The organism is Sphingobacterium sp. Lzh-3 (assembly GCF_046764375.1).
GTDB lineage: Bacteria > Bacteroidota > Bacteroidia > Sphingobacteriales > Sphingobacteriaceae > Sphingobacterium.
Map to the genome: position 1 here is coordinate 2171492 of NZ_CP177226.1, position 13005 is coordinate 2184496.

10 protein-coding genes are annotated in these 13005 nt (G+C 40.6%); 9 read left to right on the forward strand and 1 reads right to left on the reverse strand.

Annotated elements, in window-relative coordinates:
• The first annotated feature begins 92 nt into the window (after nucleotides 1-92).
• Entirely contained in the window at nucleotides 93-1775 is a 1683-nt protein-coding gene (locus ACLCDV_RS08950; protein ID WP_411973461.1) for a glycoside hydrolase family 32 protein, read from the forward strand.
• A 368-nt stretch (nucleotides 1776-2143) separates the two neighbouring features.
• Nucleotides 2144-2641, forward strand: a complete 498-nt coding sequence (locus ACLCDV_RS08955) for a DinB family protein (protein ID WP_317667588.1) — start codon at nucleotides 2144-2146, stop codon at nucleotides 2639-2641.
• A gap of 29 nt (nucleotides 2642-2670) precedes the next feature.
• Here the strand turns inward: ACLCDV_RS08955 and ACLCDV_RS08960 are convergent, their stop codons facing one another.
• Nucleotides 2671-3033, reverse strand: a complete 363-nt coding sequence (locus ACLCDV_RS08960; protein WP_411973462.1) for a winged helix-turn-helix transcriptional regulator — start codon at nucleotides 3031-3033, stop codon at nucleotides 2671-2673.
• Between the two features lie 154 nt (nucleotides 3034-3187).
• On the opposite strand from ACLCDV_RS08960, the gene ACLCDV_RS08965 reads away from it, so the two are divergent.
• The 7 genes from ACLCDV_RS08965 (at nucleotide 3188) to ACLCDV_RS08995 (ending at nucleotide 12902) form a co-directional block, all read left to right on the forward strand.
• Nucleotides 3188-3718 (forward strand): NAD(P)H-dependent oxidoreductase, encoded by a 531-nt coding sequence (locus ACLCDV_RS08965; RefSeq protein ID WP_411973463.1) that lies wholly within the window; start codon nucleotides 3188-3190, stop codon nucleotides 3716-3718.
• Nucleotides 3719-4000: 282 nt separating this feature from the next.
• Nucleotides 4001-4681, forward strand: coding sequence for a response regulator transcription factor (locus ACLCDV_RS08970; RefSeq protein ID WP_088160929.1), 681 nt, complete (start codon nucleotides 4001-4003; stop codon nucleotides 4679-4681).
• Between the two features lie 2 nt (nucleotides 4682-4683).
• Complete coding sequence (locus ACLCDV_RS08975; protein WP_411973464.1) at nucleotides 4684-6030, forward strand: ATP-binding protein; 1347 nt, start codon at nucleotides 4684-4686, stop codon at nucleotides 6028-6030.
• 90 nt (nucleotides 6031-6120) lie between these two features.
• Entirely contained in the window at nucleotides 6121-7395 is a 1275-nt protein-coding gene (locus ACLCDV_RS08980; protein ID WP_343567203.1) for a TolC family protein, read from the forward strand.
• The gene (locus ACLCDV_RS08985; protein WP_343567202.1) at nucleotides 7392-8498 is read left to right on the forward strand and encodes an efflux RND transporter periplasmic adaptor subunit; all 1107 of its coding nucleotides are present in this window, start codon (nucleotides 7392-7394) and stop codon (nucleotides 8496-8498) included. Before ACLCDV_RS08980 ends, ACLCDV_RS08985 begins: the two co-directional genes overlap by 4 nt.
• Before the next feature lies 1 nt (nucleotide 8499).
• The gene (locus ACLCDV_RS08990) at nucleotides 8500-11595 is read left to right on the forward strand and encodes a CusA/CzcA family heavy metal efflux RND transporter (RefSeq protein ID WP_343567201.1); all 3096 of its coding nucleotides are present in this window, start codon (nucleotides 8500-8502) and stop codon (nucleotides 11593-11595) included.
• 407 nt (nucleotides 11596-12002) lie between these two features.
• Nucleotides 12003-12902, forward strand: coding sequence for a dihydrodipicolinate synthase family protein (locus tag ACLCDV_RS08995; protein ID WP_317667580.1), 900 nt, complete (start codon nucleotides 12003-12005; stop codon nucleotides 12900-12902).
• Nucleotides 12903-13005: the final 103 nt, after the last annotated feature.

The window sequence follows — 13005 nt, forward strand, 5'->3', positions numbered from 1 at the left end:
TCAGCGCTATTTTGATCAGTCCTAGTAGAAAGTAATTCTCCTCCCTTAGGTATATTTGTGATGCAGCAATTCAATTTTTAAACCTTAACGTCATGTATAAAGTATCCCTGCTCTTTATAAGCATTGTAGCATTGGTCCTTAATACCAATGGTCAAAATTTATCAACCCAATCTTTTCAGGCAACCCATCGGTATCTTAAAATTCCAATTAAAAATGGTGCTCCCAAACGTCATGTTGAGGTATGGCTGGGAAACGATAAAGTAAGGTGGTTTGATGTCGAACTGGCAGATAGTACCTATGATTGGATAGCCTATCTTGATATAGGGAAGTGGAAGGGACATCAGCTTAAGGTGGTAGCAAATACATCAGACAAAGAAATTCCTTTGTTTAATCCTATTGCACAGAGCGATACCGATGATAACGATAAGGTCTATGCTGAAGATCGAAGGGGACAATTTCATTTTTCGGCCAAGAGAGGTTGGTTGAACGATCCGAATGGTCTGGTCTTTTTTAATGGACAATATCACCTGTTTTTTCAACATAATCCCTATGGAACCAATTGGGGCAATATGCATTGGGGGCATGCCGTGTCCTCCGATCTGTTGCATTGGAAGGAATTGGGAGAGGCTTTATATCCAGACGAATCTGGCGTCATGTTTAGCGGTGGAGCTGTCGTGGATAGTAACAATACCGCTGGTTTTGGAAAAAATGGGGTAACAAACCCCATGATCCTGTTTTATACGGCTGCGGAGAAATCATGGGGACAGGGATTGGCATACAGCTTGGATGGTCAGAAATTTGAGAAAATGCCAAACCATATTTTGGATAAAATAACAGCAGGAAACCGAGATCCAAAAGTAATTTGGCATGCCCCCTCAAAGCAATGGGTTCTTGTACTTTATGTTGAAGAGGAACAGGAACAACACACGATGCAGATTTTTACCTCAAAGGATTTAAAAATATGGACATTTGCGAGCAAAATAAAAGGCGGGCGGGGTAATGACCGTTATTTATTTGAGTGTCCCGAATTCTTTGAATTGGCGGTAGACGGTAACCCGAACAATAAAAAATGGATTTTGACGGGGGCTAATAGCCAATATGCGATCGGAGAGTTTGATGGAAAATCTTTTCATCCTGAGATCGAACGCCTGTTTAGTCAATATGGTCGTGATTATTATGCCGCGCAAACTTTTAGCAATGAACCGAAGAAGCGACGCATTGAAATCGGCTGGTGGCGCGCACATACCAATCAAGGGAACTCCGCTTTTAATCAATCCATGAGTATTCCAATGGAACTCAAATTGAAAAGTACGGAAAAGGGTATTCGCCTTTTTCGGGAGCCGGTGACAGAATTGCAAAAATTAAGAAAAGAAAAACTCAGCATCAGCCGAAAGAAAATTAGTTCGAACGATTCAAGTTTGTTTCAGCAGTTCAACGCTGAAATTGCTGAATTGGATTTGGTCATCGATCCACAACAAGCCAAAAATATTCAGATCAATGTGCGGGGCCTGGCAATTAATTATAACGTTTCGACGGAAGAGCTCCTTGTTGATAATGTAAGGGCTCAAGTACCGCTGCGAAATAAAAAACTCGCATTGAAGTTGCTTGTAGATCGGACAGGACTCGAGCTTTTTGCACAAAATGGAGAAGTTTACATGCCCATAAATTATAATTTTGATCGGAATAATTTAACTTATGAACTCGTCACTTTTAATGGTGAAGCCGTATTGGAATCTGCTGACCTCTATGCGCTTGACAGTATATGGTTTAAATAAGACTTTTATGATATAGCGACAATGGAGAGACTGTTTCTCTCAATTCGGTAAGTTGATAAAAATGGTGCTGGAAGATTATACTTTTTGGTCATAAAAAAAGGTTTTCAAACGGGGAGAATGAAAACCTTAAATAACCAATTATAAACCTAAATTATGATGATACAAAGGTAAGTGTATTTCCTACACTATGCAAATTTATTTTAAAAAATAATTTAATCTTCTTTAAACAAGCTATTGGAAGTACCTATTTTTATAGGAGTAAACTGTATTTTTACCGAAAACGGACTGCCCGCTGTATTCTTTTTGCACGCTTTGGCTTCGTGGATTTTAAAAAGCATCAGTTGCAGACAATTAGCTATTTTAGAAGCATGGAAAATTTAGAAGTATGGATGCGTGGACCTATTGAAGGGGTTCCTGCTCTTCTCCAACCTGTTGCTCATACACTCTTGCAGGTTGAAGAAGATGTTTTAAAGTATACTGCACAACTATCTTCAGCCCAACTTTGGACAAAACCGGGGGGTAATGCCAGTATAGGTTTTCACCTGCAACATATTCGTGGGGTAATCGATCGCATGTTTACTTATGCCGAAAACAAATCCTTGTCGGATGAGCAATTTGACGACCTCCATAGGGAAGGTATAGAAAATAGCGATGTGAGCGTAACAGCGCTTGTAGAAAACTTACACCGACAGATTCAGCAATCTGTGCAAAAACTAGCGTTAATTGATCCGGAAACCTTGACGGAAGTGCGTTTTTTGGGTAGAAAACGAATTCCTACGACCTTGATTGGTTTGTTGTTCCACGCTGCCGAGCATGCACAGCGCCATGTTGGCCAATTACTGGTAACGGCACGATGTATCAATTAAAAACAAACTATATTTTTGTCCGCTAGAGGTTATGATTTTTGAACTTGTTGTAACTTTTCTCCCCATTTCCCAAGTTCTTGAATAATTGGTTTGAGTTCATAACCCAGCGCAGTCAGCTCATAGAGTACGCGTGCCGGTACCTCTGCATATACAGTACGTTTTAAAATGTGATCCTCTTCCAGCTTTCGCAATTGTAGGGTGAGCATACGTTCAGTGATACCTGGTAAACATCTTTTGATTTCAGAATACCGTAGCGCGCCATTGATGAGATAACAACAAATGGCTAGCGCCCATTGACCACCAATCACATTAGCGGCAAAGACTTCGGGGCAATTATGCTCAAGTTGCTTTTTATTTGAAAAGTTAGTGGAACTCGTCTTGATTTTAGTCATACGCACATTTTTTATAGTACCTAACATTGGGTTACAGATAGGGCAAAATAAGAATTATGTCGCTACTTTTAAATCACAGTCATGTCGTTTATTAAAATTGCCGCAATGAATTGGCTAGACCTGCTGACTTGTGCATAGATACATAAATAAAAATATGAAAACATTAATAGTCGTTATTCACCCTAATTTTGGGACCTCCCTCGTGAATAAAAGTTGGGTTGAGGCATTGCAAAACCAATCCGATCGTTATGATATCCATCAGTTGCATCAAGTCTATGCTGACGGTAAAATTGATGTCGTGGCTGAACAGCAGATGATGGAGAAATATGATAAAATTGTATTTCAATTCCCCTTTTATTGGTTTAACTGCCCGCCTTTTTTTAAGCAGTGGTTGGATGAGGTGCTTACCTACGGATGGGCTTACGGTAAAAAAAGTGGGTATAAACTGGAAGGAAAGAAAATCGCATTAGCGATTTCGGCTGGGATAGACGAGCAGGAGTATGGGGTTACGGGTAAGTATAAATATAGTATGGAGCAATTAACAAGTCCTTTTGAAATTACTTTTGACTATGTTAAAGCGAATTATCAAAAGCCTTTCGTCTTTTACGGAATAGAAAAAGAGTCATCCAAAGAATGGATAGCGCAAAGTGTTTCGCAGTATCTCAGTTTTTTGGAGCAGTTATAGTCAGTGAATCCATATGTCAACAAGGCTGCTCTCATGACTTCTTTTCCTGTTGGAGCGCGATACTGTGTTCATATTGATTCCTCGCCGAATTGTTAAGCTAAATATAAACAAATTATAAGATGCGCAATATTTTACACCTGAATTGGGTTGGCATTGGTCGTGATGTCGTAACCAAACCGCTATGGGGCACTGAGTGATTAAATTGTAAATTCGTATACTTGTAGAATTCCGGGAGGAATTCGCAATTTTTATAATCCCGCATAAAAATAAACAGCGTATAATATGCAGATACTTTTAGTAGAGGACGATCGCCGGATTAGCAGCTTTGTGGTGAAAGGTCTGGAAGAAATGGGGCACCAAGTCATTTTAGTTGAATCTGCGGAAGCTGCACGTGAATGGATCAATGCAGATTCTTTGGATATTATTGTACTTGATATCATGCTGCCCGGAATAGATGGTATCCAGTTTACGAAGATGGTCAGGTATCGAAAAAACCATATTCCGATATTGATTTTGAGCGCCTTAGGGGAGATTGAAGATAAGGTCGAGGCCTTGGAAAGTGGTGCCGATGACTATCTCGTCAAGCCTTTTTCCTTTAAGGAATTGGTGAGCCGTATAAAAGCCCTGGTACGTCGGGACAATTATAAAAACGTGCCAAAGGATAGCAGCGTAGAAATTCGTGATTTAAAAGTGGATCTTGAACGTTATGAAGTTCATAAGAATGGTAAAAATGTCGATCTCTCTCCCAAAGAGTTTAAACTATTTAAGTATCTGATCGAAAATCGGAATAAAACGCTTTCACGGACTGCAATCTTGCAGGCCGTTTGGGGAATCGATTTTGATAACAGCACCAATGTCGTCGATGTGTACGTTTCTTATCTAAGAGGTAAGGTTGATGAGGGGAGCGATACCTCCATTATCAAAACGGTGAAAGGAGTCGGTTATATGCTTACAACGGACTGACAATGAATTTAAAAATTAGGCTTACACTCTTTTCTACGCTGGTATTCACCATTATTTTTGGGCTTGCAACGCTAGTCATCTACTGGATATTTTATAATTCCTCGGAACGACATCTGATCAGTTCCCTCGAAAAAAATGCAAAAATAGCCGGCATTTATTACCTCGAGGCAGATGAGCAGAGTCCTCTAAAGCACCTGGAGTCCAAAAATCAATATGAAAGTTTGGTCAAGCGTGCGATGGTAGCTGTGTATAATGCCGAAGGAAAAGTAAGTTATGGCGGTATGCGTTTTGATAGTCGAATTAATAAGGATTTACTGAACCAGCTGAAAACAGACAAAACGATTTATTTTAAAACAGAAGATAGCTTTTATTTTGGTTTGTATTATCCAGATAATCAGGGCGATTTCTTTGTGTTTGTCAAAGAATCTAGTGCTGACTTTGATCATCAGTTGAATCGTTTGCTCATTACACTTGTCTTTGTTTTTCTCGTTGCATTGATCAGTATTGCCTTGCTGTCGGTTTGGTTGAGTAAATATGCTTATCTACCCATTCGTAAAGTGATCCAAGAAATTCAGCATAAGGATTTAAACACGATTCAGGAGCCTCTAACGACTATAAAAACGAAGGACGAACTACAAGATCTTATTGAAAGTTATAATGCGCTCCTACGTCGGATCAGTGAAAACATGATTATTAGAAAGAACTTTGTCAGTTATGTTTCACACGAGTTTCGAACACCTTTGGCGGGAATTTTGGGCTCAATGGAGGTCTTCGGTACAAAGGTCAGAAGTGAAGCAGAATATCATGAATTGGCCGAAACCATTACTGAGCATGTGAATTTTCTGAATCAGCTTATTGGTAATTTTCTATTGCTGACCGAAGATCAGGCCCTGAAACGTTCACTGGAAACCTTTCGCATAGACGAGATCGTATGGGATCTTGTTCCTAAGTTTTCGAGATCATTTGCCGTGCCATTGAAAATCGATATACAGGTAGAAGAACCACAATACTTTAATTTTCGCGGCAATAAGATGCTCGTCAGCCTGTCTATTTCCAATTTAATCGAAAATGCACTGAAATATGCAAATGGGCAGGAAGTTCTTGTCCGAATGACAGGTGTAAATGGCAGACTGTCTTTGCAAATCATAGACCATGGTATTGGTATCCCACAAGCCGAGCTGGAGTCTGTGAAACAGACTTTTTATCGAGGATCAAATGTTGGTAAAGTTAAGGGCAGCGGCATAGGTCTCTCTTTTGCGCAGATTGTATTTAAGGATCAAGGGGTAGACTTTGATATTCGTTCAAATGATCTAGGTACAACGGTATCCCTATTATTCCCCCAGTTCTAATCATTTTCTAATCCCTTCTAATCAAACTTTAATTTAACCTAAAGTTGCCTGTAATCCCTGTCATTTAGTTTTGTGGAAATTCAAAATTAAGTGAGAAAACTACATATTACATTATTTTTACTTCTTGGCCTGAATAGCAAGCTATTTTCGCAGGCGGCGGTTGAAAACCGTTTGCGAAAGGCGGAGATCGAGCAGGTATTCCTTGCTCATAACCTGACCTTAATGGCACAGCGTTTTCATATGCAGCAAGCCGAAGCTGCCGTGCTTCAGGCAAAGTTGTGGCCCAATCCAACGATTTCCATCTCCGAAGTCAATCTTTGGAAAAACCCTTCCAGCGAATCCTTTCCGGCACTGATCGGAAATTACGGTAAGTACCAGCAGGTAGCGGTCGAACTGGAACAGACCATCGAAATGGCTGGCAAACGAAAAAAAAGGGTGCAATTGCAGCTTCTTGAAAAAGAAAATGCCCAGCTCCAATTTGAGGAATTGCTGCGGAACCTAAAATATGATCTCCGGAGCCAATGTCTCGAATTGCAGATCCTGCAGGAAAAGGAGAAGTTATACAATAGTCAGGTGGATATCTTTCAGACGTTGACAAAATCATACCAAAATCAGTGGAAAGAAGGCAATGTAAGTGAGATGGACTATCTCAGGATTCAAAGCGAGTCTATCGCATTTGGTAACAAACTGAATGAAATCCAACAGGAAAAAATCACAAAAATGAATGAGGTTGCGCGCTATCTCGGAGACAAGGGGACCGCACTCACTATATCAGATACGATCGGCATACCGCATTTTCTCCAGAGAAAAACACAGGAGTGGAAAATGATGGCCCTCGACAATCGCAGCGACTATAAAATCATCCATAACGAATTGAAAAAAAGTGATGCTCAGCTGAAAATAGAAAAGGCCGAACGTATACCAGATTTGCAGGTTTCCATGAATTACGACCGTGGCGGAAATATCATGCGCGATTTTATAGGGCTTGGGGTTGCTATGGACCTTCCTCTGTTTAACCGAAACCAGGGGAATATCAAAATCGCTAAACTGGAGCTTGAGAAAAATAAAGTGGAAATCGAGCAATTTCGTATCGACATCGAACGGGAGATCGACTTCCTTTCGGAGCGGCTCAGCAACCTTGAAACGAGTTTGAAGACAACGGATATCGGCTTTGATGGTAAATTGGACGTAGCGCTAGAACGCTATGTGCGCAATTTCCAACAACGCAGACTGACCATCGTTGAATTTATAGATTTTATCAATAATTATATGGAAAACAAAGAATCAATATTGGAACGCAGGGCGAAATATCTTCAGTATAAGGAGGAACTGATGTACTTGATCGGAAAGGATATTATCTCATGAAAAGTAATTTTTTAACGCCATTGACACTGCTATCTATTTGTTTAGTGTGGAGCTGTCAGCCGGCGAAAAATGAAGAGCAGCCTATTCCTGCTGCTAAAGGCTTTTGTCTTAGCGCCGACTTTAAAAATCAAATCAAAATTGATTCAATACAGAGGCGAACGGTATTTGAACAGATCGCTTTAAATGGGGTCATTCAATACGATCAGGATGAACTTGCTGCGTTAAAGAGCCCTATACCCGGTATCGTGCAGTCTGTTTCGGTCAAGATGGGCGATTATGTAGAAAAAGGACAGGTTCTGGTATCGCTTAAAGGGACCTCGGTGAATGATTTAGGAAAGGAGCTGCGGGAACTGGAAAATAGCAAGCGGCTGACGGAGAGTAAATTGCTTAGCCTGCGTAGCCTGCTGAAAGATGGTATGGCTTCCCAGCGGGAGCTGGAAGAGATGGAAAGTGAATTGAAAGCCGTGCAGATTGGAATCCGCCATGTGAAAGCGAACATGAGTTTGCTGAATGGCTCCTCGGAAAATGGTGTGTTTTACATCCGTGCACCCAAAGCTGGCTATATCGTAGATAAAAAGGTGAGTCCTGGTATGACTGTTGGCGATGACGCCGATTTGTTGTCGGTCAGTAAACTGAATGAGGTGTGGGTTTCGGTCAATATCTATGCAAATAATTTACCTTTTGTCAAAAACGGGGCTCCTGTCAAGATCACTACACTGGCTTATAAAGGTGAAACTTTTGACGGTTATATTGATCAGGTAGCCAACTTCTTTGATCCGGAAGAACGTGTGGTCAAAGCGCGCGTAAAGTTGTTGAATAAAGACCTGAGATTGAAGCCGGGCATGAGCGTGGATGTGCTGGTCGAAAAGGCCGTTTCGGGACAGGAAGAGCGTATGCTGGCAATTCCGAAAGATGCCATTATCCTCCATAACAATCAGAATTTCGTTGTACGCTACAAAAATGACTGCGACTTGTCGGTTAAAGCAGTTGATATTGTCGCTGAGAATGAAACATATGCTTTTGTCAAATCTGGTGTGGCCGAGGGAGATCAGGTGCTGACCGAAAATGAGCTGATCGTATTTGATGAACTGATAAATAGATAGGATGAAGAAAGTTGTACAAAATATTGTTTCATTCTCATTGAAACATTCCTTGGTTGTCCTGTTTTTTACGCTGGCATTATTGTTCGGCGGTATATATGCCTACCTCCATACGCCGATAGAGGCTTTCCCCGATGTGACCAACACACGGGTTAGGATTATCACACAGTGGCCCGGACGCAGTGCTGAAGAAATAGAGAAGTTCGTTACACTGCCTGTTACAAAAGAAATGAATACCATTCCAAAGAAGACGGATGTAAGATCTATCTCTTTGTTTGGTCTATCTGTGGTAACAATTCAGTTTGAGGATGGGGTAGCGGATTTCTATGCGCAGCAATATGCGGGTAATAAGATGCGCTCCATTGATTTACCGGAAGGTGCTGAAAGCTCCATCGAACCACCATCTGGTGCGACAGGAGAAATTTTTCGTTATGTTATCAAGAGTAATCTTCCGATCAAGGAAGTCTCCGCTATTCAGGATTGGGTGATTGAACGGGAGCTTGTCGGTGTGCCCGGCGTGGCGGATGTCGTCAGTTTCGGGGGCGAGGAAAAGATCTACGAAATAAAGATCAATCCAACAGAATTGGCCAATTATAACCTATCGCCACTGGATGTTTATGAAGCCGTTTCGCGTTCGAATATCAATGTGGGGGGCGATGTGATCCAGAAAGGAAATCAAGCCTATGTTGTGCGTGGGGTAGGCCTATTGGATAAGATTGATGATATCGGTAATATTTTGATCAAGGTGGTCGGCAATACACCGATTTTAGTCAAGCATGTAGCCGAAATCGAACTGGGGGCAAAACCGCGACTTGGGCAGGTGGGACTCAACCAGGAAGATGATCTTGTCCAGGGAATCGTCATTATGCTCAGGGGAGAAAATCCATCTGCAGTTGTGACAAAGTTAAAAGAAAAAATAGCGGAGCTGAATGAACGTATTTTACCTGCAAATGTGAAGATTGAACCCGTTATTGATCGCACAAAACTGGTAAATAATACCGTGCATACGGTTTCCAAAAACCTGATAGAAGGGGTTCTTCTGGTTTCGATTATTGTCTTTATCTTTTTAAACAATTGGAAGACAACCTTTATCGTTGCATCGGTGATACCATTGGCCTTCCTATTTGCGATTATTTGTTTGAAAATACAGGGGCTCCCTGCAAATTTGATTTCCATGGGTGCATTGGACTTTGGATTGTTGCTCGAAGGAACGCTGGTCATCGTGGAGACTGTTTTTGTCTCTTTGGAAAAAGAGGCTCATCGGCTTGGGACGGAACGCTTTAATAAAATCTCCAAGCTAGGAATCATTAAGAAAAGTGCCGGCTCTGTAGCAGGCTATATCTTTTTTGCCCTACTGATCTTGATTGTCGCATTGACGCCGATTTTCTCTTTTCAAAAGGTGGAAGGAAAGATGTTCTCACCATTGGCTTTTACGCTCGGTTATGCCTTGTTGGGTTCCTTGATCCTGAGTTTGACCTATGTGCCCGCGATGTGTAAATACTTATTGAAAAAGAATATCAAAGAAGATGAGAATAAGATCACCAAGGTCAGCCGCAATGCCATTTTTAAAGGTTTTAGGAAAGCTTTCGACCATCCAAAATGGACATTGTCGATTTTTATTGCTGCTTTGCTCGTCTGTATTTTTCGGTTTAGCCATTATGGCTCAGAGTTTCTTCCGAAACTGAATGAAGGTGCAATTTATGTCCGCGCAACCTTACCCAATAGTGTCAACCTGGAGGAATCTGTGAAGCTGACCAAAACCATGAAAGCAAAATTGATGAAGCAGTTTGACGAGATTGATTTTATCATGACGCAAACAGGCCGCCCCAATGATGGTACAGATCCAACCGGTTTTTTCAATATTGAATTCAATATTGAATTGAAACCCGAAGGCGAGTGGAAAAGAAAGCTGTCAAAAGAGAAATTGATCGGTCAGATGCGGGATAGTCTACAGACTTTTCCGGGAATAAATTTTGGTTTTAGCCAGCCGATCCAGGATAATGTAGAGGAGTACGTAGCCGGAGTAAAAAGTCCGCTGGTCATCAAAATTTTTGGTGAGAATTTACAAGATTTAGAAAATAAAGCCAATAAGTTTGCCGAATCACTTAAAAAGGTGAACGGTATTACGGACATCAATGTTTTCAAAAATATCGGTTTGCCTGAACTAAGGATTCAGCTGCATGATTCAAAAATGGCCAAATATGGTGTTTCGACCAAGGATGTGCAATCTGTGATCGAAATGACTATTGGCGGGCAATCTGTGACACATTTCTATGAAAATGAGCGCATCTTTGATGTACGTCTCCGCTTCCAAAAATCGTATCGTGACAATCCTGAGAAGATCGGAAATATCATCATTCCGACGATGAATGATCAGAAAGTGCCGCTACGTGAGATCGCAACAATAGATTATCATACCGGCCCGGCATTTATTTACAGAGAGGGCAATTCCCGTTATATCGGTGTTGGCTTCAACATTGAAGGGCGGGATTTGGGAAGTACAATTACAGATGCAAAAAAACAAATAGAAAAAGATGTTAAATTGCCCAAATCTTATAAGGTCGTGTGGGCCGGAGAATTCGAAAGCAAAGAACGGGCTACAAAACAGCTGATGAATGTTGTGCCAATTTCTCTTATTTTGATTTTACTCTTGCTGTATGCCAATTTTGGCAACGTCAAAGATACGTTGATCTCTTCGCTGACACTGGCATTTGCTTTTATAGGCGGTTTTGTATCGCTGTGGGTTACTGGGACAACATTTGGAATTTCGGCGGGTATCGGATTTATTATTCTCTTTGGCGTAGCCACGATTGACGGCATTGTTTTAATAGGGATAATGAAAGATAATCTGTTGAATAAAATGAGCTTGAAACCCGCTATTTATGAAGCTGTAAAAAGCCGGATCAGACCCATCCTAATGATTGCGTTAATGGGGGCAATGGGACTGTTGCCGGCTGCACTTTCAAACGGAATGGGATCTGAAATCCAAAAACCCTTGGCTATTATGATTGTCGGCGGATTGATTATTTGTATGATTCTATCGTTTTCCGTACTGCCAATCGTTTTTTACTTCTCTTATAAAAAGGAGAGCCGCGATTAGTTACCCATTTTTAATTATTATATACGATACAAAGGTTGCCTGTCAGACAGTGCAACCTTTGTTATTTCTAATCTGCAGCTATACATTCCATAATAGTTGTCAAAATTTTATGCCGATAAACATGTATATATATCTTTTACATGCTATTTTTTGTAAATCTTGTTATAAATGTTGAACTTACATTTAAGTTACTGAAATCAAATTTCAAATTACAAAGCACTAATCTGAAGTTTTGCTGAAATAAGTTATAAATCTGTATTTAAAATTAGAAAGCCATTCTTCCGCTTTTTCTTGAGTTGTATTTACTAGAAAAGGTCAATATTAGGTCAGTGTTGATTAATTCATAAGAAGATTGACCTCGCTATTCCAAATAGATTTGTGATAAAGAAATATTAAAATAATACGCTATGGCACAATTTAAATGGGAAGGAATTTATCCTGCAATGTTATCACCATTTGATGAAAATGGAAATTTGGATTTTGATATGTTTGGTAAAAACATTGAAGCACAATTGGATGGAGGTGTTCACGGTTTGATTATCGCTGGATCATTGGGTGAAGCAAGTGTTTTGAGTACAGAAGAAAAGTATGATTTATTGACATATGCGTTGAAACTTGTTAATGGACGTGTACCGGTGTTGCTAAATATTGCCGAAAATACAACTGCTGCAGCGATCAAAGTAGCTCAGACCAGTGAAGAATTAGGCGCAGATGGTTTGATGTTATTGCCACCGATGCGCTATAGAGCTGATGATAGAGAAGCGGTCGCTTATTTTCGTGCTGTTGCGCAAAGCACCAAATTGCCAATCTTAATCTATAACAACCCTGTTGACTATAGTACTTATGTATCGCTTGATATGTTTGAGGAACTCTTATTGGAACCAAATATTCAGGCAGTGAAAGAGTCTACACGAGATTTAACAAATATCACGCGTTTGAAAAATCGTTTTGGTGATCGATTAAAGATTATGGCTGGTGTAGATACGTTGGGGCTTGAGTCCTTGATGTTAGGGGCTGATGGTTTAGTTGCTGGACTGGTCGACGCATTTCCAAGAGAAACTGTGGCCATGTACGATCTTGTAAAGGCTGGCGAGTACAGTAAAGCTGTAGAAATATACCGTTGGTTTATGCCTTTATTGGAATTGGATATTCATCCTAAATTGGTCCAATATATTAAATTGGCGGCGACAGCAGAAGGAATTTCAACACCTTATACACGCGCTCCCAGATTGCCATTGATCGGCGAGGAAGAACAACGTGTTAAAAAAATTATTGCAGATTCAATCGCAACTAGACCACAATTATAGGAATGCTTCTGAACTTTCTGGACGGAGGTTCAGAAAATTTCTTTTTTAGGACCGGGTAAAAATAGGCGAAAAGGACCTTCTTATTATATTTAAAGCCGCAAGG

Bases quoted from the DNA above. Each gene is read 5' to 3' on its own strand.
- ACLCDV_RS08950 (WP_411973461.1), top strand. From the start codon at position 93: ATGTATAAAGTATCCCTGCTCTTTATAAGCATTGTAGCATTGGTCCTT.
- ACLCDV_RS08955 (WP_317667588.1), top strand. From the start codon at position 2,144: ATGGAAAATTTAGAAGTATGGATGCGTGGACCTATTGAAGGGGTTCCT.
- ACLCDV_RS08960 (WP_411973462.1), bottom strand. From the start codon at position 3,033: ATGACTAAAATCAAGACGAGTTCCACTAACTTTTCAAATAAAAAGCAA.
- ACLCDV_RS08965 (WP_411973463.1), top strand. From the start codon at position 3,188: ATGAAAACATTAATAGTCGTTATTCACCCTAATTTTGGGACCTCCCTC.
- ACLCDV_RS08970 (WP_088160929.1), top strand. From the start codon at position 4,001: ATGCAGATACTTTTAGTAGAGGACGATCGCCGGATTAGCAGCTTTGTG.
- ACLCDV_RS08975 (WP_411973464.1), top strand. From the start codon at position 4,684: ATGAATTTAAAAATTAGGCTTACACTCTTTTCTACGCTGGTATTCACC.
- ACLCDV_RS08985 (WP_343567202.1), top strand. From the start codon at position 7,392: ATGAAAAGTAATTTTTTAACGCCATTGACACTGCTATCTATTTGTTTA.
- ACLCDV_RS08990 (WP_343567201.1), top strand. From the start codon at position 8,500: ATGAAGAAAGTTGTACAAAATATTGTTTCATTCTCATTGAAACATTCC.
- ACLCDV_RS08995 (WP_317667580.1), top strand. From the start codon at position 12,003: ATGGCACAATTTAAATGGGAAGGAATTTATCCTGCAATGTTATCACCA.